This is a genomic window from Ornithinibacillus caprae (assembly GCF_009728145.1).
GTDB lineage: Bacteria > Bacillota > Bacilli > Bacillales > Amphibacillaceae > Ornithinibacillus > Ornithinibacillus caprae.
Map to the genome: position 1 here is coordinate 88,134 of NZ_WOCA01000005.1, position 24,624 is coordinate 112,757.

General features: G+C 34.8%; 25 protein-coding genes. 8 read left to right on the forward strand and 17 right to left on the reverse strand.

Annotated elements, in window-relative coordinates:
* Window positions 1-104 precede the first annotated feature (104 nt).
* Window positions 105-980, forward strand: a complete 876-nt coding sequence (locus tag GMD78_RS08415) for an ATP-binding protein (protein ID WP_155668388.1) — start codon at window positions 105-107, stop codon at window positions 978-980.
* 13 nt (window positions 981-993) lie between these two features.
* Window positions 994-2,910 carry a vWA domain-containing protein gene (locus tag GMD78_RS08420; RefSeq protein WP_155668389.1) on the forward strand — a complete coding sequence of 639 codons (1,917 nt, stop codon included), beginning with the start codon at window positions 994-996 and terminating at the stop codon, window positions 2,908-2,910.
* 127 nt (window positions 2,911-3,037) lie between these two features.
* Here the strand turns inward: GMD78_RS08420 and GMD78_RS08425 are convergent, their stop codons facing one another.
* The gene (locus tag GMD78_RS08425) at window positions 3,038-4,216 is read right to left on the reverse strand and encodes a L,D-transpeptidase family protein (RefSeq protein WP_155668390.1); all 1,179 of its coding nucleotides are present in this window, start codon (window positions 4,214-4,216) and stop codon (window positions 3,038-3,040) included.
* A 340-nt stretch (window positions 4,217-4,556) separates the two neighbouring features.
* Between GMD78_RS08425 and GMD78_RS08430 the strand changes: the two genes are divergently transcribed.
* Complete coding sequence (locus GMD78_RS08430; RefSeq protein WP_155668514.1) at window positions 4,557-4,748, forward strand: YbxH family protein; 192 nt, start codon at window positions 4,557-4,559, stop codon at window positions 4,746-4,748.
* Between the two features lie 78 nt (window positions 4,749-4,826).
* Here the strand turns inward: GMD78_RS08430 and GMD78_RS08435 are convergent, their stop codons facing one another.
* Complete coding sequence (locus tag GMD78_RS08435; protein ID WP_155668391.1) at window positions 4,827-5,039, reverse strand: DUF2187 family protein; 213 nt, start codon at window positions 5,037-5,039, stop codon at window positions 4,827-4,829.
* Window positions 5,040-5,137: 98 nt separating this feature from the next.
* A complete protein-coding gene (locus GMD78_RS08440; RefSeq protein ID WP_155668392.1) occupies window positions 5,138-5,659 on the reverse strand; it encodes a DinB family protein in 522 nt (173 codons plus the stop codon).
* A 246-nt stretch (window positions 5,660-5,905) separates the two neighbouring features.
* Here GMD78_RS08440 and GMD78_RS08445 point away from each other — a divergent pair, with 246 nt between their 5' ends.
* From GMD78_RS08445 to GMD78_RS08455, 3 genes are read left to right on the forward strand one after another with little or no spacing between them, the layout of a single operon-like run.
* On the forward strand, window positions 5,906-6,100 hold the full coding sequence (locus tag GMD78_RS08445; RefSeq protein ID WP_155668515.1) for a helix-turn-helix transcriptional regulator: 195 nt from the start codon (window positions 5,906-5,908) through the stop codon (window positions 6,098-6,100).
* 15 nt (window positions 6,101-6,115) lie between these two features.
* The gene (locus GMD78_RS08450; RefSeq protein ID WP_155668393.1) at window positions 6,116-6,571 is read left to right on the forward strand and encodes a hypothetical protein; all 456 of its coding nucleotides are present in this window, start codon (window positions 6,116-6,118) and stop codon (window positions 6,569-6,571) included.
* Window positions 6,568-7,065, forward strand: a complete 498-nt coding sequence (locus GMD78_RS08455) for a small multi-drug export protein (RefSeq protein ID WP_155668394.1) — start codon at window positions 6,568-6,570, stop codon at window positions 7,063-7,065. Before GMD78_RS08450 ends, GMD78_RS08455 begins: the two co-directional genes overlap by 4 nt.
* Window positions 7,066-7,189: 124 nt before the next feature.
* Here GMD78_RS08455 and GMD78_RS08460 read toward each other — a convergent pair whose 3' ends face one another.
* The 10 genes from GMD78_RS08460 to GMD78_RS08505 form a co-directional block, all read right to left on the reverse strand.
* Window positions 7,190-8,290, reverse strand: a complete 1,101-nt coding sequence (locus GMD78_RS08460) for an ABC transporter permease (protein WP_155668395.1) — start codon at window positions 8,288-8,290, stop codon at window positions 7,190-7,192.
* Entirely contained in the window at window positions 8,290-9,549 is a 1,260-nt protein-coding gene (locus tag GMD78_RS08465; RefSeq protein ID WP_155668396.1) for an ABC transporter permease, read from the reverse strand. Before GMD78_RS08465 ends, GMD78_RS08460 begins: the two co-directional genes overlap by 1 nt.
* A 15-nt stretch (window positions 9,550-9,564) precedes the next feature.
* Window positions 9,565-10,497: an ABC transporter ATP-binding protein gene (locus GMD78_RS08470; protein ID WP_155668397.1), complete on the reverse strand. Its 933-nt coding sequence runs from the start codon at window positions 10,495-10,497 to the stop codon at window positions 9,565-9,567.
* 135 nt (window positions 10,498-10,632) lie between these two features.
* Window positions 10,633-11,265 (reverse strand): response regulator transcription factor, encoded by a 633-nt coding sequence (locus GMD78_RS08475; protein WP_155668398.1) that lies wholly within the window; start codon window positions 11,263-11,265, stop codon window positions 10,633-10,635.
* Window positions 11,262-12,419, reverse strand: coding sequence for a sensor histidine kinase (locus GMD78_RS08480; protein ID WP_155668399.1), 1,158 nt, complete (start codon window positions 12,417-12,419; stop codon window positions 11,262-11,264). Before GMD78_RS08480 ends, GMD78_RS08475 begins: the two co-directional genes overlap by 4 nt.
* A gap of 179 nt (window positions 12,420-12,598) precedes the next feature.
* Entirely contained in the window at window positions 12,599-12,892 is a 294-nt protein-coding gene (locus GMD78_RS08485; protein WP_155668400.1) for a hypothetical protein, read from the reverse strand.
* 230 nt (window positions 12,893-13,122) lie between these two features.
* The gene (locus GMD78_RS08490; RefSeq protein ID WP_155668401.1) at window positions 13,123-13,356 is read right to left on the reverse strand and encodes a hypothetical protein; all 234 of its coding nucleotides are present in this window, start codon (window positions 13,354-13,356) and stop codon (window positions 13,123-13,125) included.
* Between the two features lie 7 nt (window positions 13,357-13,363).
* Window positions 13,364-13,690: an HIT domain-containing protein gene (locus GMD78_RS08495; protein ID WP_155668402.1), complete on the reverse strand. Its 327-nt coding sequence runs from the start codon at window positions 13,688-13,690 to the stop codon at window positions 13,364-13,366.
* A 205-nt stretch (window positions 13,691-13,895) separates the two neighbouring features.
* Complete coding sequence (locus GMD78_RS08500; RefSeq protein WP_155668403.1) at window positions 13,896-14,717, reverse strand: MerR family transcriptional regulator; 822 nt, start codon at window positions 14,715-14,717, stop codon at window positions 13,896-13,898.
* Window positions 14,718-14,747: 30 nt separating this feature from the next.
* Entirely contained in the window at window positions 14,748-16,091 is a 1,344-nt protein-coding gene (locus GMD78_RS08505) for an MATE family efflux transporter (RefSeq protein ID WP_155668404.1), read from the reverse strand.
* Between the two features lie 469 nt (window positions 16,092-16,560).
* On the opposite strand from GMD78_RS08505, the gene GMD78_RS08510 reads away from it, so the two are divergent.
* Both GMD78_RS08510 and GMD78_RS08515 read left to right on the forward strand, forming a co-directional pair.
* On the forward strand, window positions 16,561-16,986 hold the full coding sequence (locus GMD78_RS08510) for a hypothetical protein (RefSeq protein ID WP_155668405.1): 426 nt from the start codon (window positions 16,561-16,563) through the stop codon (window positions 16,984-16,986).
* A 617-nt stretch (window positions 16,987-17,603) separates the two neighbouring features.
* Entirely contained in the window at window positions 17,604-18,299 is a 696-nt protein-coding gene (locus GMD78_RS08515) for a cold-shock protein (protein WP_155668406.1), read from the forward strand.
* 860 nt (window positions 18,300-19,159) lie between these two features.
* Here the strand turns inward: GMD78_RS08515 and rlmD are convergent.
* The 4 genes from rlmD to gatA form a co-directional block, all read right to left on the reverse strand.
* Window positions 19,160-20,545, reverse strand: coding sequence for a 23S rRNA (uracil(1939)-C(5))-methyltransferase RlmD (gene rlmD / locus GMD78_RS08525; RefSeq protein WP_155668408.1), 1,386 nt, complete (start codon window positions 20,543-20,545; stop codon window positions 19,160-19,162).
* Between the two features lie 91 nt (window positions 20,546-20,636).
* Entirely contained in the window at window positions 20,637-21,554 is a 918-nt protein-coding gene (locus GMD78_RS08530; RefSeq protein WP_155668409.1) for a diacylglycerol kinase, read from the reverse strand.
* Between the two features lie 173 nt (window positions 21,555-21,727).
* Window positions 21,728-23,158 carry an Asp-tRNA(Asn)/Glu-tRNA(Gln) amidotransferase subunit GatB gene (gene gatB / locus GMD78_RS08535; protein ID WP_155668410.1) on the reverse strand — a complete coding sequence of 477 codons (1,431 nt, stop codon included), beginning with the start codon at window positions 23,156-23,158 and terminating at the stop codon, window positions 21,728-21,730.
* Window positions 23,158-24,624, reverse strand: a complete 1,467-nt coding sequence (gene gatA, locus GMD78_RS08540) for an Asp-tRNA(Asn)/Glu-tRNA(Gln) amidotransferase subunit GatA (protein ID WP_155668411.1) — start codon at window positions 24,622-24,624, stop codon at window positions 23,158-23,160. The genes gatB and gatA overlap by 1 nt, the downstream gene beginning before the upstream one ends.

Consider the following 24,624-nt stretch of genomic DNA (forward strand, 5'->3'; position numbering starts at 1 on the left):
TTATACTACATCAGTGCTATTTTAAGCATGTAGAACTTTCCAATATGAATGTTTTGAGATTCTGTACGAAGAGGATTACAATGTGTTAGAAAGGAGTTTACAACATGAATACAAACTATCCATTACCTGAAAATATAATTAACATATTAGAAGAGAAGAAAATGACACATCATAATTCATTTGAGGAATTAATTAGAGAAGGTGGATATGTCCCACCTAGTATAGACTTACTAGTTGACGCGATCTCCGCACTTAGTATGGGGAAAAATATATTATTAAAAGGACCTACAGGTGCAGGAAAAACGAAATTTGCCGAGACGCTTTCGCAATTATTTAATCAACCAATGTTTAGTGTTAATTGCTCTGTAGATTTGGACGCAGAAAGCTTACTAGGATTTAAAACACTAAGCTATGAAGGCGAAAAACAAGTAATTGAATTTATCCCTGGACCAGTTATTCATTCCATGAAGCATGGTAACTTTTTATATATTGATGAGGTAAACATGGCAAAACCAGAGACATTGCCTTTAATAAATGGAGTTCTTGATTACCGAAGAACGATTACCAATCCATTTACAAATGAAATTGTCACTGCCAAAGAAGGTTTTAATGTAATAGCTGCAATCAATGAAGGTTATGTAGGCACGGTTCCTCTAAATGAAGCACTGAAAAACCGTTTTGTTGTTATTGAAGTTCCTTATATTGAAGGAGAACAATTAAAAGCACTAATTAAGAGCAATACGAGCCTATCTGATGAAACAACGATTGACTTATTTATAAAATTATCAGGTGATCTCATACAGGCAGTATCTCAAGGGAAGTTATCCGAGGATGCTGCATCAATAAGAGCTTTGTTGGATGCATGTGATTTAAGTGTTCTAATTCCAGCAAAACGCGCTATTCAGCGCTCCATTATTGATAAGTTGGATGAAGAAAGAGAAAGAGAATTTGTTAAAAATCTAACAGAGACTCTTTTCTAGAAGGAGAATATAGATGTATCGATTTAACGATAAAAAAGTTGATACCAACCTGTTTTTACAATTGGAAGATTTATCAACTGTACTATCTAATGATCCTGAAATAGCCTATGAGTATAACTATGGTTCTTTTATCGATATGGTAGATCATAAAGTTACAGCTAGCCGTTTCTTTTGGGATAATACAAAGGATGAAATTAAGGAAGCAGGTTTAAAAACAGATATATATTTACGTACGATCGGCACCTTAAAATATACAAGTATACCGACTATGAGGGATTATTTAGATAACATTCAAGAGGTGACTACTCCAAAATTTGCTACTCAACTTGTGGCGCTACTAGAAGATATTCGCCTTGAAGAGCTAATCAAAAAAGAACGCCCTGGAACAAAAAAGGTTTTCGAAATTCGCAAAAATTACCATAAACAGTATTTTGAAAGTCAGTTAGCAACAAATGTGAACAGGAGTTATTTACTCGATGAACTATTTTGTCTAATTTATTTGTTAATCCAGTCGGATCAACCTGACCCTAGATTCCCTAAAGCTAATGAAGGGCAACTGGAACTATTAGAAAAAATAAAACCGTTTATTTATTCCTTATTTGAGGCAAAAACAACTGCTGATGTAACAAGTATCGCTGAGCGCATCTTGTTTCAAGTGGAAGGAATTTATAGTGATTCTCTAAACGAATACTTTATCTTCCCTATCGTTCACATGGAAAAATACAAACGAAACACACTTTTTGATGAACTAACTCGAACGGACAAATTAAGTAATGACGATTTTGAAGAGGTAGATGAAGAAAAAAGCGAATATATTGATGAAAGGTTTTCAACCTGGCACCGTGAAAATAAAAATAGCGAAGGAAACCAAACATTTTTACAGTTTGAACTGGACCAAGGTACAAAAACTAGCTTGATTGGAGATGGGGCACGAGAAACAGAAGAAGGCGACCAAGCCATGGATTCCATTCAAGGTGCCTCCGGACAAAGTAAGCAAAATGATTATTCTGAAATGGAATCATTAGAAAAAAAGGATACTGACCAGAATAATAAACAAGATGAAGCAGTGTATGGCGAGGAAAATATGGATGCTGTTAGGATTGATAAAAAAGCAGAAACCCCTTCTATTGAGGATGAGATAGGATACCGGGACTATGTAGCAGAGATTGAGCCTTTTAAACGTAAGTTGGCTAAGACGATTGAAAAAACATTGGAGCATAAAAAGAATTCGCCCCGTAAAGATTTACTTTATGGTAGATTGTCCAAAAAATTGCTCCCAATCGTGATAGATAATGACCGAAGAATTTTTTATAAGAAAAACCATGAATCACAGGAAATCGATGCAGTTTTTACACTATTGGTTGATTGTTCAGCCTCCATGCACAATAAAATGGAAGAAACTAAAAAGGGTATTGTCTTGTTTCATGAAGTGCTTCAGGAGCTAAAGATTCCTCATCAGATTATTGGTTTTTGGGAAGATGCAAATGAAGTAAAAGACGGATATCAACCGAACTACTTTCATCAGGTACATTCATTTTCAGATTCATTCTATGAGAGCAATGGAGCTAAAATTATGCAGCTAGAGCCAGAGGAAGATAATCGGGATGGTTTTAGCATTCGGATCGCAACGGAAGAGCTTCAAGCTAGAAGAGAAAAAAATAAATTCTTATTAGTATTCTCTGATGGAGAGCCTGCAGCTGCTAATTATGAACAAAATGGTATTGTCGATACCAATGAAGCAGTAACAGAAGCTCGAAAACGAGGAATTGATGTGATCGGTATGTTCCTAGCAGATGGAGAAGTTCAAGAACGAGAGGATCTGACCATGAAAAACATCTATGGCAAAGAGCGACTCATGATCCCAAGCGTAGCCGAACTACCAGAACACTTCACCCCATTACTAAAGAAATTATTATTAAAAACCATATAGGTGCCTGTCACTTGTCGAAATTCGACAAGTGACAGGCACCTTTGTATTACGAAAAGGAACATTATATCCGCACTCGTCTTAGAATATATGCAATAAAGCATGGCTCCCTTTATATAAGAGCCATGCTTTATTTATTGATAATACGAACAGAAGTCCCTAGTGGAAGATTATTATACAACCACTCAACATCTGAATTATTCATACGTATACAGCCTAAGCTTACATACTTACCTATTGTAGAAGGATCATTCGTTCCGTGTATTCCGTAGATTGTACCATCTGTTCCTGGTACATTAAGACCAAGCCAATGACTACCGAGTGGATTATTCGGATCCCCACCAGGAATTTCCTGCGCTCGATACCATGGTTTTTCTATCTTATTAATGATTTTGAATTCCCCTTCTGGTGTTTTTGAAACATCTTTTCCAGTACCAACAGCAAATGATTTGATCGGACTATTTCCATCGTAAACTGTAAGTTGATTGCTCTTCTTATTAATAACTATTCGGTAAGATGGTTTTTCTGGACTTGACTGAAATATTGGTACATTTCTTTGCAAAGAAGATGGATTGGGTATATGTAATAGTGTATCGTACGGTAAATGATTAGGATTTTTTATTTCGTTATACTGTGCTAAAGAACCAGCATAATCCTCCGTACCATAATACTTTTTACTAATAGAAAGTAACGATTCTCCTCTATCTACTTTATGTACTACCATGTAATGTGGATCTGGTATTTGAAGTGTGATACCTTCCATTATTTCTCTTTCTGGATTAGTAATTCCATTATAAGCCTGTACTTTTTTTTGATATTCCCCACTTGCGTAATATAGCATCGTAATACTAAATAATGTTTCCTGCTTTTTAACCTTATGCTCGAGAACAAAATCTGCTGTTATCGCTTCCATTTGTTCATTTTTCTCAGATGATTCAACAACTTCCTCTGCTTCATTTACTTCATCACTTGTAACAGCAGAATGAATATCTTCATTTTCATCTTTTTCAACCGTTTCTTGTTCTTCCTCTTTATTCGATTCCTTCTGGTCTTCTTTTACTTGGAACCTTTTTTCTAGACCATTAGCTTGCTTTTGAATTATCATTTTTGTCGAACCCTCTAAGTTTGTGGCAAGAAAGGAATTGGTTTGATTGGTCTGATCGATTGTCATTGTTCTAGATAAGACTACAACTACTACAAAGACAATAACAAGTAGAAGAACAAATAGATAGCTACGTTTTCTCTTTTTCTTTTTATGCCGTTCTGCTCGTGGAATAAATATAACCTGTGAATCAGCATCTGCTGACATTTCCCCCTACTCCTTCCAATCATTATTAAAAACTTGGCATTCGCCAAGCTAACATGATAAAAAGCCTTCGTATCACTTAAGCAGGTTAAGAAGGCTTTCGTATTTACTAGAAAACAAATTAAGTATAGCTTATTTTTTGAGAAAATTATCAATTCCTGTCAAAAATAGGTCTATCAAAACACAAAAACCGATCTTAATAACCACTCTTTTTATCCTAAAACAATTAATTACAACCAAAAGAACCACGACATTTATAGGCATATATTCCTAAACATTACGATGATAATTATCTACTAATCGTAGAATAATAAGAAAAAATGATATGGAGTTGGTGATTTCTATGGGTGCAATTGAGCGAAATGGCTATGTATTTGAACCTGAGTATAGTGTTATTGAACAAAATGGAGCAATTCATGTGTATCACAAAGGAGATTTTGTGGAGGAATTAACATTTTCTTTCTCAGGGAAATATCCCGAGCCCAATAAAATAGAAGAATTGGTTGAGCAATATTGTCAAGAACGAGGCATCTAAGCATCCTGAATGAATAAATGTCGGTGCCTGTCACTTGTCGAAAATCGACAAGTGACAGGCACCGACAAACCCAAACCATTACTTTAAAATTTTGTATTTCTTGTGGTTAACGACTGTCTTAATTGGTTCTCCGGTCTTTGGATTGGTACCCATTTCAATAATTACCGTATTATCTCTTACGGTTAATACTTTCCCTTTCGTACCCTTGTGTTCTCCTTTGGTAACCTGAATGGTATCCCCTTCATCCGCTTTTTGGACATTTCTTTGCTCTACCGTGTTTTCTTCTGTCATTTTACTCTCTCCTTTTCTTATATAACCATTATTATTGTTTAATTACGTACATCATTTCATGCGGAGAGATTATGTTAGTTATAGAATTTTTCCACGCATTACTTTAAAATACTAAGATACTCTTTCCATGGACCAACGTCAACTCCATATCTTTTGGCCATTACCCTTACAATCTGAGAAATATGGGTCAAATCATGGACAACCCATGTTGATATTAATTCCCTCACCTTCACAACTCCAAATGCTGGGTGTGAGCCAGTACGATCAAGATCATCAATTGATTCAATCAAATCCATTAATTTCTGGACATTAATACTCCTCAGTCTTTTAAATTCAAGCAACCTATCTTTAATTGGCACCTTAGCAGTATCGTTTAAATGAGCGTAACGATCAAACGGTGGGAATGGATTACTTTCCCCTTCCATTAGTATGTGTTCTAATCGTGGAATCCAATTATTTTTCTCTCCATCAATAAGATGCCCAATCACTTCATAGGCATTCCAAGTACTTTCTCCCTCGTTACAATGTACCCAACCATCGGATAAACCAGATAAAAAATGCTCTAAAGTCTTTGGTGTTCGCTCCAATACATCTATAGCTTCATTCATATTAAATTCCATGTGCCACCTCCTATTACTTTGTTTGTATTAATTATATGCTATTGCAATGGTAGAAATTTACTAAAAAGACTTAGGAACAAATACACATTACATTCTCAACCATTTGAAAATAGGCAGCCATCTACTTCAAGCAATATTACTCACCATTCGATGGCAATAATAGTTTACAAAATGACAACAATAGTTTACATTTTGTGAATGATATGTTACATTGATTCTAGGATGAATTTAGAAAGGGTATTGCTTATGCTAGAAAATAAAGTTCGAGAGCTTAGGGCAAGATTCAAAATGACACAAAGTGATTTAGCCAAAAAGGTTGGAATTTCAAGGCAAACCATAGGATTAATTGAAAAGGGAGATTATGCACCGTCGGTTTTACTTGCTCTAAAAATTGCTCAAGCGTTTGAAACAACAGTTGAGGATGTTTTTTACATAAAATAAGTGAGGTGGAAGCTGATGATTGAAAAAATAATACGTTCCCCATTAAGTATGATGTTCTTTATATTATTGTTCGGTGGGTTAATTTGGTCAAAATATTATTCCCCTATTGAAGTAAAACCATATACAAACTGGATAACGATTGGGATATTAGTCATAATAGCAGTGTTTTTTATACTAATTATGATTCATAATCAAAAACACCCAAATAGGAAAATTAATTTCTTCGGATGGATACCTTATGAGTTTAAAGAAGAGGATGAAGGGAAGCAATGGGTTACTTTTCAAGCATGCAGAAAAGTATATATTTTCTTTTCCTTTGCTATTCCAATCTCGATAATCTTAATAGCTCTGATTGAATTTCCAGCCCTTCCATTACTAATTCTTATCGTTATTGGAATGACTCAGTATGGAATTTTTTGGTGGGAAGAAAATAAATATTATAAAAGTGAATCGGAGGAAGATTACACATGAGTGTTTATATTGCATATATAGTTATCTTCTTATTAGGGGCAACCCCATTTATGGAAGTCATTGGTGTTATTCCAATTGGAGTTGCGGCTGGATTACCAGCATTTCCAGTAGTCATACTTGCATTTTTAGGTAATATTCTTACCATATGGCTGCTAATAATGATGATGGATCGCGTAAAGCTATGGCTTCAAAGACGTAAAGAAAAAAAAGGGAAAAACATACCAGAAAAAAGAGAAAAACGTGCCGTAACTGTTTGGAAAAAATATGGTCTTCCTGGATTAGCACTTTTGTCTCCGATATTAATCGGAAGTCATTTGGGAGCAATTTTAGCAATGGGCTTTGGAGGTACCAGGAAAAAAATTACATTTTGGATGACTTCAAGTATTATTGGATGGACTATAGTAATGGGAATTGCTTCGTACTTCGGAATTGATTATCTTTTTAAACAAACAGGTCGTGAGGGATTCTTAACTGACATAATTGACATGGAATGATCTCTTAAAAATAATGTAGCGGATAGTATCCTACTATCTGCTTTTACATATCGAAAAAATGATTCATCTCTAAATATCATAACTAACTAAAGAAAGAAGTAGCGTTACCACTACTTCTTCCACATTAACCCTTTACCCGTTCAACCATATTTATACCAACACCCATACTCACAACACCTATGAGCAACATAAGGGAAATCGGTAAAGCAAAATCATTCCATTGTGCATCATATAGTGCAACACTCATCATCGCATCCAAAGCATGAGACAACGGGAATAGATTACCGATAAATTGAAGAATTGAATTGCTGATTGTTCCTGGTGGCATATATGCACCACTAATAACCGGTATAATGGGAACAATTGATGGGTAGATCATATTGAATTTTTCAGGTGTTTTGGCGACTCCAGCAATTAACATCGCCATACTTACTGTACTTAGTGTATATACTGCTGTAATAACGATTATCATCTGTAAGTTGCCAATATCATACCCCATCACATATTGAAAAATGAGGAAAACAATAACCATTTGAAAGAAACCAACAAAAAAACTATAAAGTAAGTGCCCTGCATATATACTAGTCTTACTTACCGGGGAAAGAATCAACCGATTCCATATGCCACTTATCTTATCTGAATTAATTCCATTAACTTTAAATCCAATGGTAAACATAGCGACAAACAAGGTAAAGGTAAATAATAGTTGCATACCCATATTATGTTGAGGAATTTCTCCCCCCGTTAGCGACTGTGTTTCAACCTTTATTGGTGGATTTTCCATATAATCATCCACTTCTTCTCTTAATTCAGAAGTGTCCTCTATGCTTGTAACCGCTTCAAGTCTTGCCTCTTTTGTAAATACCTTTTGAACTTCCTGCTCAACAAGTTGTATATTCGGCATATCAGATGCAGTAATTAAACGATAATCTCTCTCCATTAACAGAATAGCTACTTCTCTTCTTCCTTCAGAAACATCGCTACGTGCTTTCTCCTCATCCGTAATAACAAATTCGATGTGACTATCTTCGTTTAACAACTCTACCCATTTTTCTTCAATTTCCTGAGCATTTGATTCTGTGCTAAAAACTGCAACCGTTGTTTGTGAATATTGAGTGTTATCTCCAAATATGACAGTTGCTAAAATACTCAATCCAATAAACAATAATATTGTAAGTGGCTTTCTTTTATCTTTCATCCACTGTGCCATAAATACTGGATACATTATACCCTCCCCCTTCTCGGAAAGATGGCCATTCCAATGATTATACAGACAATGAAAAATACGATTAGAATAATAATTGGCATAACTAAACCTTTCATTTCCGTATACTGAATCCACTCAATCAACGTGACCTGTGTTAGACCATTCGGTGTCCATTCTCCAATTTTTTGCATAAATACGGGAAGACCTTGTATAGGAAAGAAACCTCCCCCAAGAACTCCTAGCGTCATAATAATTAGTGTTGTTAATCCACTAACAGCATTTGAGTCATGCATATTTAGAGTAATAGTTGTAAATATCGCAGATAAACCTGCAACCGTTAAAGCAAATACGGTTATGACCATGATCAAGCCTATCCAAAAATCAAAATTTCTCTCTGGAAATACATCTAAAATCAATTGTGAAACCGTAATGGTAATCATCATCTGTAACCATGTTATACAAAATGTTGCAAGCATCTTTCCCATTAAATAATTTAGAGGATTACTATTGGTCAATAAGATACGATTGAAAACCCGTTCTCTTTTCTCCGTCACTGTTTTTAATGCAATGGTCTGTGAAATAAATAATGCGAAAAGAGTAGTCATTGCAATCGTAAAATATTGTGTAATCGTGTAAGTCTCTACACCTTCCACTATTTCGGTTCCGCCTTGTGGGAGTTTCGCTTCTGTTATATCACTGCCAGTTGTAGCTCCAATTGCAAATTGTAAGTTTATCGTATTAATGAAATTATAAACAATTTCCTGAAGGACACTAACTTCATTCGATTGCTCTTCAGCCTGGATTGTTAACGGAATTTCTGATTGCTCCCCTAACATAACCTGAGATAGAACTCCGTACGTAAACCCTTCAGGAAGCTTAATGATAGCATCTAACGTACCTGCTTCCACTGATTCTGATGCTTCTGCTTCTGTTAATTCCTGTATATTAATCCATTCCTTTAATTCGGGATCATTAAATAATTCATGAATGAGTTGAATCGGGGTAACTTCTCCAGCTTGTTCAAGAACTTGCTCTCTTTCCTCTACGGAAAAATCCATATCACTCAATGTTTCTTCAAACTGTTCAAAACCCAATGCTTCATCATCCTCCTGAACAATAGCCAAATCGATCGTTACTGACTCAGATTCGCTTTCAAATACTCCAGTGAAGGCAATGTTTAATACAAAAATAATAACTATAGGAAGTAATAGAGACAACAGAATCTCTTTACGGTCTCTCCAAAATACTAATAAATCTTTTTTAAAAAATGAGCCCATTGTTATTACCTCCTTTTAATCTCGTAACGTTTTACCAGTTAAGTGTAGAAATACATCTTCAAGACTTGGAATCTCTACTTGAAAATGTGAAATCTGACTATTTTCATTTTCGATTACATGTACTAAGTCACTAAGAATGTTACTACCTTTCTTAGAAATAATTCGTATCCCATCACTTGTTTCATCCACACGGCGTACATGCTCCATACCTTTTACCTTTTCGATTATTGCATCACTCGTTTTACTAAGTTGAACTTGAATGGTATCTTCACTAGACAAAATACTTAGTAATTCATTCTTACTGCCTGAAGCTACTATTTTTCCATGATCCATGATATAGACACGGTTACATAATTGCTCTACTTCCTCCATATAATGGCTTGTATAAAGGATCGTTGTTCCATGCTCTTCATTTAACTTTCGAACCGTCTCTAAAATATGATTTCTTGATTGAGGATCAATGCCCACTGTCGGTTCATCAAGAATAAGGATCTCTGGTTGATGCAACAATGCTGCTGCAATGTTTACTCTTCGTTTCATACCACCTGAAAATGTTTTAACAAGCTCTTTTTGCCGCTCTTTTAATCCAACCATTTCGAGTACTTCTTGCATGCGATTTTCTAGTACATCTTTTTTCACCTTATAAATCTTGCCAAAGAATTTAAGGTTCTCATATGCAGAAAGTTCCTCATACAAAGCAATTTCTTGTGGGACAACGCCAAGCACCCTTCTGATTTCTGATGGATCTTTAATCTTACTCTCTCCATTAAGTCTCACATCACCAGAGGTTGGTTTTAATAAAGACGAAATCATCGAAATAGTAGTGGATTTCCCTGCTCCATTTGGACCGAGTAACCCTACCGATTCACCTTTGTCTAAATAGATATCAATTCCATCAACTGCTTTTTTGTCTTTATATGTTTTAGTAAGATTTACCGTTTCAAGCATCTATTAAGCACTCCTTCATCTAAATCCTCATTATTTCTTGCTCCTTTTAAAGGTACAAAAAAAGAAACAGTAACACTACTGTCTCTAGTCACGATGTTTTAATATAACCATTACTTTTGTCATTTTTTCTTTCGTCTATACAAGATTATGGCGAATTGCATAAATAGCTAATTGTGTCCGATCCCTTAATTCCAATTTGTTCAGAATTTGACTGATGTTATTTTTTACTGTTCCAACTGAGATCGCAAGCCTCTCTGCAATTTCTCCATTATTGAGACCTTCACCAATACATTTTAAGATTGCCCTTTCACGGGGCGTTAATGATGGATCTGTCTCCTTAGCCTCTTCACGATTCAACAGGATTGGCATGACTTTTGCTGCCACTCGATCTTCAATGGACAACCCTCCGGTCAATGCACTTCGAATCGAACGATGCAATGATTCTGTATCTCCTGTCTTCATAATATAGCCACTAACACCTATTCTTAAGGACTCCAATACATAGTTATCATCGTCAAACGTTGTTAATATCAATATTTTCGTATTTGGCCAACGAGATTGAATGATTTTGGCAGCTTCGATCCCATCCATGACTGGCATACGAATATCAAGGATTACAATGTCAAATGCCCTTGTTTCACAAAGAGATACTGCCTCTTTACCATTGTTAGCTTCTCCAGCTACCTTCATTTCGTCATCGGATTCAATCATCATTTTTAATCCTTGTCTTACCATCACCTGATCTTCCGCCAGTAATATTCGAATCATTCTACATCCCCCATATCCAATTTAATAAAGCCTCTGACAACGAAATGCTCGTCTGTTTGAAAGACTTCAAGATTTCCACCAAATTTCTCTAACCGCTCTCGCATGGAGGTAAGCCCAAATCCTTCCTGATACTTTTTAGTATTATCTCTAATTGGATTACTGATTTCAAACCGAAATATACTACCACCCGGTGCTTCAAAGGTAATCTCAGCCTCTCTTGCATGGCTATGCTTCATTATATTAGTTATTGCTTCTTGTACAGCACGGTAAATGGCAAAAGATTGTTCTCCTGTTAATGGAGCAGTAAAAGCACCATGTTTCACAGAAAAATGAATGCGTATAAATTTTTCCATTTCCAATTTACGTATTAGTCGTAATATCCCAGAGAGTCCGCCAGATTCACTAGCTTTCAGTGATTTCACTGCACTCCTGGTTTCTTCCAAACTAGCGCTGGCTAGATTTTTCAAGGATTGCACCTGCTCTTTGTATGTATCAGAAATTTTTAATCGAAACATCTCAAGCTGCATGAGCAGAGCAGTTAGCATATGTCCTACTGAATCATGGATTTCATGTGCAATAAGGATACGTTCTTCTTGTCTAGCCATATCCTCCTCTGAAATAACCCTTCGCTTCAAATCACGGTATTCACTGAGAAGTGCCTCATATCTTGCATCTAGATCATCCTTACCATTTTTTGTTTTCTTATAAAATACCATTGCTAGGATGAGTAATACGATGTAGATTCCTATTAATATCTGTACAAATAGCTCTAGATTAGAAGAAAGAACGGTTATGATTAACCCTAATGCTCCATTTACTCCTATAATAATGCTATGTCTAAATGGCAATCGATAAAACCCTTCTGCAATGAGAAGCGATAAGATAAGAATAAGATACGGATTAAATACTCCTGAATCAAAAGGGAAAAAAGTTATCGTAGTAATGAGTACATTCATACTTATTAGCGATGCTAAAATAGTAGGTTTTCGTAAAACCAATGGAATAATAAAAAAGTTAGCAAAATAAAAGAAGGCTCCAAATGAACGTGCTGCTAGTTCATCTATAACTAGTTCATCTATATGCTGGTTATAATAAAGAATTGAAAACGGCCATATGATAACATTTATAATGAGCCATAACCAATATACGTTCATGAAATAACCCCTTTTCAAACAGAACAACACAGTTTATTTTTACTCTTAAGGATTTATTTTATTAAACCTGGCCGTTCGAGTGTCTTTCCAACTATTTTATCACCCTTATTATGTTTTAAAAATATATATGGAATCATAAAACAAGATTTCGAGTGAATGTATCTTATTTCATGACCATTTTAAAATGTATAAAAGAAGGCAATATATCCTGATATTGACCATATGACTAAATATACTATTACTTGAATGGTTGCCTTTCTCTTATTTACATTTTCATAAAACTGTATTTTTAGCCATGTGTAAAGGAATATAATGCCTGTAGTAATCAGTAATGATAATCCAAGTGGATTGAATGTTTGTTGACTTTCCCAAAAAATTAAAAATAAGATTAGTTGTGAGAATAAAGCAATAGATAATTTTAATGAAGAATTTGCATCACTAAAAATCGTATGAACAATTCTTTCTTTAGTCATGTCAATGCCTCCCTCTTAAACCTATTTTCACATGCTGTACTTTGCATAATTTTATCATATATTCAGACTACTTATTTGAATTTAGTGATTTTTCGAAGCAGGTATCTTATTTTAAGTAGAGAAATTAATCGTAAATTCCAAACTAAAAGAAGTAAAATGGTCCGACATTAGTGACGGCCCACTACCTTCCGAATGTCTATGGTAATTATACACCTCTGTGCAGTCAAGAATTAATGCACGTTTCTGCTTTTAATAGCTTCAAGATCCTTGGTAATTTGTATAATTTGTTTCTTTAACCACTTGGACCTTTTGAAACTTAGAATGTATAATGTTTTCATTAAATAGAGATCCAATTTTGAAGTACCAACTTTATCTTGATTAGCAATTAGATTCAAATAATCACCACCATAATGTTTTCCTTCTTTTGTATCAATTTGTATATACTTATGTAACCCTCTTAACATCGCCCTTTTATAAAGGTTCTCCAAAAACTATATGCCAATGAAGGTGTTTTGAATCTTGATAATCACCTAAATTGGTAATCACCCTACAAGCCCCGTTTTCTTCTGTTACCAACTTAGCAACTTTTTTTATGACACCTAATAATTCAATTAATAACTCGTTATCACTTTCCTCTAGCGTGATTAGAGAAGAAATATGTTTCTTAGGTATTGCAACAATATGAACTGGCCAAAATGGACGTGTATGATAATAAGCTAATACATTTTCTGTCTCCATCACTTTATTTACTTCTGTTTTTCCACTTAACACTTCATCACAATAAAAATCTTCAGACATAATAATCCTCCTAAAAAAATGTATTCTTCCGTTTAGCTACTATTCACTAATAATATTACAATAAAAATTCCTAATACTCTAACTAATGCTACTCCTCATTTATTTTTACGTAGGAAAGGAAAATAAGAGAAGAAAAAAATAAGAGTGGGTATAATAAAGACCCGGCATTCGGTGAGTTCATTTTCACGAAAACCAGGCCATTAATTTAGCTTTGAATTTGTACAGAAAGTTTTATTAAATATTTTTCAAACCCTTTTACAGATAATTCATCTAGTAGTATATCCTCATAAAAAAATCCTTTTAAAACTAGATCATGCTCGCTCGCATATGTTACTAATTGATTATAGGTTTGCTCAATCCTAGGGTAACCTTCCGTATGATAAGCGACCAAATAAGTTCCTTTCTCAATTTTATGAGTAGCATAATTTGGATCATTTACCTTTGTATAAAGATAGTCATACCTCAAATTTTCTCCATTTAGAACGTTTTTTACGCTTATCATCCAGCCTTCAGAAGCGGAAGGAAGAATATTAAATTCCTCTAAATACTTGTAGTGAAGCTGTATAGAGTTATAGATATTCTTTTCGTTTGTTAAAGGTTTTGAATTAGTAACTACGATGAATTCATCCTCCTTCTTATATTCAATACCAATATCTAAAGTATTAACTTCCATTGCTTCTTTGGTCACGTTTATTTTTTCTACGACTAATTTTTTCATCTTTTCGAGATGATTGATTTTCGTCGTAAGGGCTTTTGCTTCTTTTTCGAGTAAAAGAACAAGCTCCTCAGGCGATCGATGATCGAGAAACTCTTTGATCTCCTTTAAGGGCATATCTAGTTCTTTAAGTGTAGCAATGACATTGAAAACATCTGATTGATAAATCGAATAGTATCGATACCCATTAGAAGCAACAACTTCTGGAGAAAATATACCAACTTTATCATAATAAAATAAAGTATCTTTACTGACACCCATTAATTTAGCAAATTGTCCTGTTGTTAAGTGAACTTGTGGGTTAATGTTCATACAAGTATCATCTCTCCTTCAATGGTCAGGTTAATAGTAATGATAAATCCTTCTGTTTCGGTTCAGTAAGATAACACAAACTATAATCGATAGGAATTCTGCTAATGGAATAGCTATCCAAATCCCATGAACTCCCATTACAACTGGCAGCACCAATAATCCTAATAGAACAAACACTAATGTTCTTAGTAATGAGATTGTTGCTGAAACCTTCCCGTTTGATAGTGCAGTAAACAACATCGAAGTAAAGATGTTTAACCCCATGAATAAAAAGCCAATACAAAATATGCGAAAGCCATCTATGGCTATGTTATATACATTACTTCCCTTTTCCACCATAATTTGGATTAGTAGAGGTCCTAGCAAAAGGGATATTCCAAACACAACTATGGAACTAATGCCAATAACAAGCATACTATTCTTAAAGATACGTTTTAATTGATTGGTATTTTGACTTCCGTAATTATAGCTTATGATTGGTGCAATACCAACAGAGTATCCCATATAAATAGGAGTTAAAAACATCATAACATAAAGCATAATCGTGACAGCGGCAACTCCTTCAACTCCGATATATTTTAACATTAACAGGTTAAAAGCAATGGTTACGACCGAAGTGGAAAGATTGGTGACCATTTCAGAAGAACCATTTATACAACTGTTCAGAAAGACTTTCCAATCAAGCTTTGGTCTAGTAAAGTAAAGCTTGTTATGCTTTGCTAGTAAAAAGTACACCATTCCAACAAGAGCAGGAATTGCGATCCCTATTGCAGTCGCAATAGCAGCTCCCTCAATCCCCATATCCCATACCACAATAAAAACATAATCCAAAATGATGTTTGCACTCCCACCTATAAGGGTGATGACAAAACTTAAGTTTGGTTTTCCAGCTGTCACAAAGAAATTTTCAAACATCATTTGGATAATAAGCAATGGGCTGATCACTAATATGATCTTCCCATAGATCATCGTATACTCAAGAAGCTGATTACTTGCTCCAGCTCCGAGAAGTTCTAACAATGGTCGAATAAATAATAATCCAAAACCCATGATTATAAAACCAATTACAACTCCACATAGTACGATAAACGTAAAATTTTTTCTTGCCTCCTGGTAATTATTCTCGCCCATTTTCTTTGCAATAATTGCGCTTCCTCCCGTACCGAGCATTAAAGCAGTAGCAAAAATCAATGTATAAATTGGCATAAAAATATTAACTGCAGACAATGCTGTTGCATTCACATAACGTGCTACAAAAATACCATCGACCATTGTATAGACAGCAATAAATAACATCACACCAATCGTGGGAGCTGCGTATGCTAGCAACGATTTCATGGTATACTCTTTTTCTATTCCTTTTAACACATACATTATTCTGCATCTCCTATATTTTAGAATCAATATTGATATCCTAAAGTATGGAGTAAGACTATAGTCAAGAGGAAATCATTACAGATGGTAGGACGAATAATAAGTAAATAGAAAAATGGGGCATAAAGGAAAACAACGTTTGGTCTAACAGGCACAAAAAATCTCGGGTTTTTATTGAAAATAACCCGAGAGAATATTGAATTGAACCCTGAAAGTGGAAATGTTTATTTTAACTAAGAGATGTTTATTTTAGTTAGACATAGTAGAAATAAGAGTCATTGAAAAAAGAAAATTACAAAGACTTGATATCGAGATCTTTACAACTTATGAAATATAGGAAATATATCCTTTTGTATATTATCCCCTTTATCCTCATTTAAAAGTCTTTTGAAGCAAAAATAGGAATACGATAACTTTTTGAAACTTGTAAACATCATTCAACGTATTACTAATAACAGGGGGATTTTACATGAAAAAAAGCTTTATGATACATATAGCATTTCTATCCATACTCATCATCACAGCTTGTAGCAACAGCGACGAATTATCGGGAAAAACGTTCGATGTTAGTGTGGTTTCATCACCTAACAATCCTAATAAATATGACTCTATAATGAGATTAGAATTTTCAGATGGGAATATAGTGAAAAATACGATGGGTTATGAAGAGGGTACTTATGAGTTGAAAGATGATAGACTTGTGATTCAATTTGAAAATAAAAATGAAAGTTTAGAAATAGGATTTACTTTTGAAGAAAGCGAAAAAGATTTTAGCGCATATTCAGCAGTTATTAGTGATTCAGATTTCCAAATTGAAGACTCTAAGCAAGTAAGCAAATATCAAGGATTCTACAATAAGTTAACAAGGCATCAATATGAATTTATAGAAAGATAAAAAAGGGTGAACAAAAAGTGGTATGACTAATGTTTTGGTGAGTGCCACTTTTTTTATTGAGAAAACTTTAGCCTTTGTGACTGTTACAAACCTAACAAGCTCCCTACTAATATGACAGCAGTTGAAATAACAACAAACTTCATCCACTCATAACAGACAATACTTTAATTAGCTTGATTTTCGTACTTTACTTCCTCCAAATCCTATTAGTTTTTCAATGTTTATTTTAGATCCATTTGAACCTTTTTCCATCATTTCATAAATTAGGTGCGTTTTATCCTTTGCCAGGAATGATATATAAAAAGAAAATAAAGTATGCTTCTCAATAATCTCTTTGGAAGTTATTTTAGAAGTTGTGGTGGTAGGCAATTAATAAATGAATCAAATATTTTGGAAAATAAGAGGAAGATAGTAGAACGTACCTTCCAAATAGATAGATCCTCTACCAAAGCTCCTTTACTTACCATTCCACACATTCTCCGACATCGTGCAACTACAGAATAAAATAGTTCATTGTCATACCATATAAAAACTTTATGTTGTTCTGTGTAGTATCCTTTATTTGTAATTTTTTGCTATAATTAATAATAGATTTTTTTGATAGGAGTGTTAATAGTATGAGGGGTCAAGTGATCAAGTATTTTGATGATAAAGGTTATGGGTTTATCAAGGACGAAAATGGGGACAACCGCTTTTTTCATATTTCAAATTTAATAGGGACAAATGATAAAATTCATCCAAGTGCTTTAGTAAAATTCACGCCAAATAGCAACGAGAAAGGTTTAACATGCCTTAACATAGAGGTCTTAAAGAGAAATAAAACTAATTTTATATCAATAAATAATACAAATATTAAAGTATCAAACATTAAAGAGTTTGGCATCTCTCTTAGTCACAAGATTAAAGCAATAAAAGTACCGGTATATAAGATGAATCCAGATTATGTTAAAAGTAAAGAAAGGGCAGGCAAAAATATTCTCAAGAAGTTATTATTACCCGAAAAGTATATAAACGCTGGTACCTATAAGGAAATATTTATAGAGAAATTTGAAAAGTATACTATTCAAGGTAATGAATTTAGATATAGCAGGGATGTATATGAACTTCCTTATATTTTCATTAAACAATCTGAAACCAAGGATGTAAAACATGATGGCTATACACGGATAGATGCAGATGAAGCAAAATTTGTTTATTGGAAATACTTATACATAACCACTTACCAGAATGATAATTATAAGTTTTATGAGCACGATATAAATATTGAAGAAAATATATCTCAAATAAACGAATTAATTAACTATGTACATTAGTAACCGGTAAGATACAGAAAAAGAAAGCTAGAATAGCGAAACATAGATTGTAGCACTTCTATAGTTCCATAAAAGAGTGCTCCTTTCTATGATAATTGCTTATGCTTTATTATTCTTCCTTTAATCCATACCTATAGATTTAGTTAATAACAATCTATTAAGTCTGCCTATTTCCCTGCATTTTTTTTCACCTTTCTCTCCTTTTTAAAGTAATGTTTTCTCAAAATATAGCTAAATGGAAAAATGAGTAAAGACAAGGGATGGGCATGAAAAAGACCCCGAAATCGCAAATGTTTATTTTCACGAAATCTGGGTCTGAACTGGGAGATGTTTATTTTAGTTAGACACTTTCTGTACAATCAAATTAAACTCCTGATTTCCCCCACCCTTAAACCCGCATTCCACCGTTCGAGTTAAAATATAGATTTGCTACAGAATACCCATTTTGGACATTTTCTGGATCAAAAATGACTGTTTTCAGGCCCCTTTTTCGCCTTTTTTTTCACCTTTTTTTCGGTGTTAAAAAATAGTTTTGATAATGGAAGAAAGAGAAAAATCAAAAAAGACTATGGAAAAAATGACGAATAAATATTGAACAACAATTGTTTTTATTATTGTACCACAATCGGAATGAATTATTGAACAAACCCTGTATTGGCAAGGGATAGGGTCTTAATAAGTTTGTGAAAAAACTATGGATAAGATATTGAAATGTATTGAAAAAGGCATGAAAAAACTCGGGTTCCTATTGAAGAAAACCCGAGAATTTTTTGGATTCTGGATGGAAAAAGCAAAAGTATTTTTTAACGAACTTGGCGTTGGATTAGCAAGTGTTTATTTTGATTAGCAAGTGATATTTATTAATTAGACACTTTCCTCTCTAACCAACAAACCGCCTCCACATGCATACTCTGAGGAAACATGTCCACTGGATGGACCTCTTTTGTCTCATAACCACCATCTTCTAATATTCGTAAGTCTCTAGCCAATGTCGATGGATTACATGAAACATAAACGATTCGTTTGGGATTCATTTCAATCATCGCTTGTAAAAGACTTTTATCACAGCCCTTTCGAGGAGGATCAACGACAATCACATCTGGATCTAACCCCTCATCCTTCCACTTAGGCATCACTTTTTCCGCTTCACCAACAGCAAATTCTACATTCGTAATACCATTTAGTTTTGCATTGATATTCGCATCGTTAATTGCTTCTGGTACAATTTCTACACCGTAAACCTTCTTCGCCTTTTGTGCCAAAAACAATGAGATCGTTCCAATCCCACAATAAGCATCGATTACCGTATCACTTTCCCCAGTATTGGCATACTCCAATGCTTTTTCATAAAGCTTTTTCGTTTGGGGTGGATTAATTTGATAAAATGACTTCGCAGAAATTGCAAAGCGTACATTTCCAATTGAATCGTAAATATATTCTTCTCCCCAAAGAACGTTGGTTTCATTACCCATAATTACATTCGTTCTTCTTGAATTAACATTATGGACGATCGATTTTATGTGAGGATATGTTTCTGTTAGCTCACGAATAAGTTCTTCCTTATGTGGAAGCTCCTTGGTACGAGTAATAAGTACCACCATAGCTTCTTTCGTTTCTCTGCCTGTCCGAACCATAATATGACGTAATACACCACGATGTTTTTGTTCATCATATGCTTTAATTCCTAGCCGACTAGCGATCCTTCTTGTGCCTTCTACAATTCGATCATTCGCATCATCCTGCACCACACATGTATCCATATCTTCAATAATTTGGTGGCTACGCATTTGATAAAATCCAGTAATTAATTCACCCTCTTTCTCTCCAACAGGAATAGCCACTTTATTACGATAACGCCATGGATCTTCCATCCCAATAGTAGGGTGAACAGGAACATGGTCCAAATGAGCAATTTTACGCATCACATTTTTCACTTGATTTTGTTTCATTTCTAATTGCATCTTATAACTCATATGTTGGATTTGGCAGCCTCCACATTTATAAAACACATCACATGGTGGCTCCACACGATCTGGACTAGGATTTTTTACTTCTAATAATTTTCCAAAGCCAAACTTCTTATTTACTTTTACAACTTTAACTACCGCCTCTTCGCCGGGGAGTCCATAAGGAACAAATAGCGGATAGCCATCTATTTTACCGACTCCACTACCTTCATGCGTAAGATCCTCAAACGTTATCGTAATGGTTTCATTCTTCTTCACAGGTACTTCTTGTTTTGCCATTATGTATCTTCCTTTACGCTCTAATATGTGTTCATATCTTATCATAACTCAACAAGGGTATATATATAAAAGAAAAAAAGAAAGACTACTATTATTCGTAATCTTCCTCTTCACTATCCATAAATGATTCAGGTATGAAAAATTCAATATGTTGCTGTAAATTTTTAAATTCGCCTGGTAACAGACCACCATACTCACCATCAATGTTTAATTGCATTTTATCATCTGGTTCCACATTGATCTGTTTTGCTTTTGCATATATAACGTGGTCATCATCTAAATGGGCACCTCTAGATGCTAATGTTACAATGCGGATAAACTCAGCTAGGTTTGTTTTACGTAAGATAAGTAAATCAAAATAGCCATCATTTAATTTTGCATCTGGAGCTAATTTCTCAAATCCGCCAACAGAATTGGAATTGGATACCAAAAATAACATAATGTCTTCATCAATGATATTTCCATCATATTCAATCTTTGCTCGAACAGGCTTTAATGAAGGTAGCATCTCAATACCTTTCATATAGTAGGCAAGCTGACCAATCATTGTTTTCAATTTACTTGGTACATCATAGGTCAGTTCCGTTAGCTTTCCTCCACCAGCAATGTTCATAAAATATTGGTCATTTACTTTTCCAATATCAAGTGGTGTCGAATGATCTTCTATAATAACGTCGACTGCTTTTTGGATATCACGTGGAATTTGCAAAGCTCTAGCAAAATCATTTGTGGTACCAACTGGGATGATTCCAAGCTTAGGACGATATTCCTGTTCGGCTAATCCATTAATCACTTCATTAATTGTTCCATCGCCACCTGCTGCAACGACAATATCATACCTTCGTTCCACAGCAATTTTGGCCGCTTCTACCGCATCCCCTTCTCCTGTTGTAGCATGAGCAGATGTTTCATAACCTGCAATTTCTAGCCTCTCTAAAACAGTAGGTAATTCACGCTTAAATGCTTCACGACCGGACGTTGGATTATAAATGATTCGGGCCCTTTTCATTATGTCCCCTCCCCTTGGTAAATTTATGACAAGCAACATCGAGTTATGTTTGGTTAAATTTTCTTTTTACTTTTTTACTCAGTCACTATCATAGCTCTTTTTCTTTGTTTTGGGAAGTATTTACAACTAATAAGACTAGACTACAAAACATAGTAGTAGTCTAGCCTTTATAATTAGCGGTTATCCATTTCTTCTTTTAAAATCTTATTAACCATCGGTGGATTGGCTTGACCCTTTGTTGCTTTCATTACTTGACCAACTAAAAAGCCTAATGCACGACCTTTACCATTTTTATAATCAATAATGGATTGTTCATTATCATCTAATATTTTTCCAATGATCTCTTTTAATTGTCCTTCATCAGAAATTTGCACCAGACCTTTGTCTTTTACAATTTGCTCTGGGTCTCCGCCTTTTTCTACTAATTCAGCAAAGACTTTCTTCGCAATCTTAGATGATATCGTTCCATCTTCAATTAATTTAATCATTTTCCCTAATGCTTCTGGGGTTAATGCTAGATCACTTAATTCCTTATAGTGTTTATTCATATACCCAGAAACTTCACCCATCAACCAGTTAGATGCTTGCTTCATATCTGCACCATTTTTGATGGACTCTTCGAAGAAATCACTCATTTCCTTCGAACTAGTTAGTACAGCTGCATCATATGCAGGAAGACCTAAATCATCAATATAGCGCTGTTTACGCGCATCTGGAAGTTCAGGTATCTCATTACGGATACGCTCTTTCCACGCCTCATCAATGTATAGTGGAACGAGATCTGGCTCAGGGAAATAACGATAATCATCGGAACCTTCCTTGACACGCATAAGGATCGTTTCCTTTGTTTTTTCGTCATAGCGACGCGTTTCCTGAAGGATTTCTCCACCAGACAGTAGCACTTTTTCTTGACGTTTTTCTTCAAACTCTAATCCTTTTTGAACAAACGTAAATGAGTTTAAGTTCTTCAATTCTGCTTTGGTACCAAATTCCTCTTGTCCAATTGGACGAAGAGAAATATTTGCATCACATCTTAGAGAACCTTCTTGCATTTTTACATCAGATACTCCTGTATACTGAATGATTGTTTTTAACTTTTCAAGATAGGCATATGCTTCCTCTGGTGAACGCATATCTGGTTCAGATACAATTTCGATTAGTGGTGTACCTTGACGATTAAAGTCAACTAGCGAATAACCATCCTCACCATGTGTTAGTTTACCTGCATCCTCTTCCAAATGTAATCGTGTAATTCCGATACGCTTTTTCTTGCCATTTACTTCAATTTCAATCCAACCATTTTCACCAATCGGCTGATCAAACTGAGAAATTTGATATGCTTTTGGATTATCTGGGTAGAAATAGTTTTTACGATCAAATTTTGTATCGGTTGCAATTTCACAATTCAATGCCATAGCTGCTTTCATTGCAAAGTTTACTGCTTCCTCATTAAGTACTGGTAAAACACCAGGATATCCTAAGTCAATTGGGTTTACATTTGTATTCGGTTCATTCCCAAACGCATTCGGACTTGGACTAAAAATTTTCGACTGTGTTTTTAATTCAACATGGACCTCTAAACCTATAATCGTTTCAAAGTTCATTATTTCGCACCTCCTAATTGAGGTTTTTTCGTATGATGTTCTGTTGCTTGTTCATATGCATGTGCCGCACGGAATACCGTACTTTCATCAAAGTGCTTCCCAATAATTTGTAACCCAATTGGTAGACCCTCTTCAGAAAAACCACATGGTACAGATATACCTGGTACACCAGCTAAGTTAACTGGAATGGTTAAAATATCATTGGCATACATTGTCAATGGGTCATCGATTTTTTCTCCAACTTTAAATGCCGGTGTTGGTGTTGTAGGTCCAATAACCACATCATAATATTCAAAGATGTTATCAAAATCATTTTTAATTAATGTACGAACTTTTTGTGCTTTTTTGTAATAGGCATCGTAGTAACCAGAGCTTAATGCGAATGTTCCTAACATAATACGACGCTTAACTTCCTCACCAAAACCTTCACTACGAGACTTTTTAAACATATCGATCATATTCGTTGCGTTCTCTGAACGAACACCGTAACGTACACCATCAAACCGAGCTAGGTTCGCTGATGCTTCAGAAGACGCTAATAAGTAATAGGTTGCTACTGCATACTTAGAATGTGGTAACGAGACTTCTTCCCATGTTGCTCCTAATGACTCATATACCTTTAATGCGTTCATGATGGCATCCTTCACCTCAGGATTAACCCCTTCAGCAAGATATTCTTTAGGAACAGCAATTTTAAGGCCGCTTACATCCCCTGTTAACGCTTTGGTATATTCAGGTATGTCGACTTTTGCACTGGTTGAATCCATGTGATCATGACCAGCGATTACTTCTAGTACACGCGCATTATCTTCTACAGAACGCGTTAATGGACCTATTTGATCCAATGAAGAAGCAAAGGCTACTAGCCCGAAGCGAGACACGAGTCCATATGTAGGCTTCAATCCAACGACACCACAGAATGCTGCAGGCTGACGAATGGATCCACCGGTATCTGAACCTAGTGAAAATAATACTTCTCCTGCTGCAACTGCTGCTGCAGATCCACCACTAGAACCACCAGGGACATAGTCTGTATTCCACGGATTACGAGTTGGTGTAAAGCTTGAATTCTCGTTGGAGGACCCCATGGCAAATTCATCCATGTTTAATTTACCGATCGTTACAATTTTTTCTGCATTCAGTTTTTCAATAACGGTTGCATTGTATAGTGGATCGTCAAAATTACGTAAAAATTGACTTCCACATGTTGTACGAAGCGCTTTCGTTACAATATTGTCTTTAATCCCAGCTGGAATCCCGAATAACTTATTGCTCTTATCCGTTTCTAAATCTAACTCTTTCGCTTTTGCACGTGCATTTTCTTCATCTAATGTAAGAAACGCATGAACTTGATCGTCTACTTCTTTAATTCGGTTGTATGATGTATCTACTAAATCTTCAACCGTGATTTCATTATTATGTAATTTCTCTTCTATTTCTTTAATACTATGATCGAATAATGACAT

What these genes read in the sequence shown, in the direction of transcription:
- GMD78_RS08415 (WP_155668388.1), top strand. Translation starts at nt 105, where the DNA reads ATGAATACAAACTATCCATTACCTGAAAATATAATTAACATATTAGAA.
- GMD78_RS08420 (WP_155668389.1), top strand. Translation starts at nt 994, where the DNA reads ATGTATCGATTTAACGATAAAAAAGTTGATACCAACCTGTTTTTACAA.
- GMD78_RS08425 (WP_155668390.1), bottom strand. Translation starts at nt 4,216, where the DNA reads ATGTCAGCAGATGCTGATTCACAGGTTATATTTATTCCACGAGCAGAA.
- GMD78_RS08430 (WP_155668514.1), top strand. Translation starts at nt 4,557, where the DNA reads ATGGGTGCAATTGAGCGAAATGGCTATGTATTTGAACCTGAGTATAGT.
- GMD78_RS08435 (WP_155668391.1), bottom strand. Translation starts at nt 5,039, where the DNA reads ATGACAGAAGAAAACACGGTAGAGCAAAGAAATGTCCAAAAAGCGGAT.
- GMD78_RS08440 (WP_155668392.1), bottom strand. Translation starts at nt 5,659, where the DNA reads ATGGAATTTAATATGAATGAAGCTATAGATGTATTGGAGCGAACACCA.
- GMD78_RS08445 (WP_155668515.1), top strand. Translation starts at nt 5,906, where the DNA reads ATGCTAGAAAATAAAGTTCGAGAGCTTAGGGCAAGATTCAAAATGACA.
- GMD78_RS08450 (WP_155668393.1), top strand. Translation starts at nt 6,116, where the DNA reads ATGATTGAAAAAATAATACGTTCCCCATTAAGTATGATGTTCTTTATA.
- GMD78_RS08455 (WP_155668394.1), top strand. Translation starts at nt 6,568, where the DNA reads ATGAGTGTTTATATTGCATATATAGTTATCTTCTTATTAGGGGCAACC.
- GMD78_RS08460 (WP_155668395.1), bottom strand. Translation starts at nt 8,290, where the DNA reads ATGTATCCAGTATTTATGGCACAGTGGATGAAAGATAAAAGAAAGCCA.
- GMD78_RS08465 (WP_155668396.1), bottom strand. Translation starts at nt 9,549, where the DNA reads ATGGGCTCATTTTTTAAAAAAGATTTATTAGTATTTTGGAGAGACCGT.
- GMD78_RS08470 (WP_155668397.1), bottom strand. Translation starts at nt 10,497, where the DNA reads ATGCTTGAAACGGTAAATCTTACTAAAACATATAAAGACAAAAAAGCA.
- GMD78_RS08475 (WP_155668398.1), bottom strand. Translation starts at nt 11,265, where the DNA reads ATGATTCGAATATTACTGGCGGAAGATCAGGTGATGGTAAGACAAGGA.
- GMD78_RS08480 (WP_155668399.1), bottom strand. Translation starts at nt 12,419, where the DNA reads ATGAACGTATATTGGTTATGGCTCATTATAAATGTTATCATATGGCCG.
- GMD78_RS08485 (WP_155668400.1), bottom strand. Translation starts at nt 12,892, where the DNA reads ATGACTAAAGAAAGAATTGTTCATACGATTTTTAGTGATGCAAATTCT.
- GMD78_RS08490 (WP_155668401.1), bottom strand. Translation starts at nt 13,356, where the DNA reads ATGTTAAGAGGGTTACATAAGTATATACAAATTGATACAAAAGAAGGA.
- GMD78_RS08495 (WP_155668402.1), bottom strand. Translation starts at nt 13,690, where the DNA reads ATGTCTGAAGATTTTTATTGTGATGAAGTGTTAAGTGGAAAAACAGAA.
- GMD78_RS08500 (WP_155668403.1), bottom strand. Translation starts at nt 14,717, where the DNA reads ATGAACATTAACCCACAAGTTCACTTAACAACAGGACAATTTGCTAAA.
- GMD78_RS08505 (WP_155668404.1), bottom strand. Translation starts at nt 16,091, where the DNA reads ATGTATGTGTTAAAAGGAATAGAAAAAGAGTATACCATGAAATCGTTG.
- GMD78_RS08510 (WP_155668405.1), top strand. Translation starts at nt 16,561, where the DNA reads ATGAAAAAAAGCTTTATGATACATATAGCATTTCTATCCATACTCATC.
- GMD78_RS08515 (WP_155668406.1), top strand. Translation starts at nt 17,604, where the DNA reads ATGAGGGGTCAAGTGATCAAGTATTTTGATGATAAAGGTTATGGGTTT.
- rlmD (WP_155668408.1), bottom strand. Translation starts at nt 20,545, where the DNA reads ATGGCAAAACAAGAAGTACCTGTGAAGAAGAATGAAACCATTACGATA.
- GMD78_RS08530 (WP_155668409.1), bottom strand. Translation starts at nt 21,554, where the DNA reads ATGAAAAGGGCCCGAATCATTTATAATCCAACGTCCGGTCGTGAAGCA.
- gatB (WP_155668410.1), bottom strand. Translation starts at nt 23,158, where the DNA reads ATGAACTTTGAAACGATTATAGGTTTAGAGGTCCATGTTGAATTAAAA.
- gatA (WP_155668411.1), bottom strand. Translation starts at nt 24,624, where the DNA reads ATGTCATTATTCGATCATAGTATTAAAGAAATAGAAGAGAAATTACAT.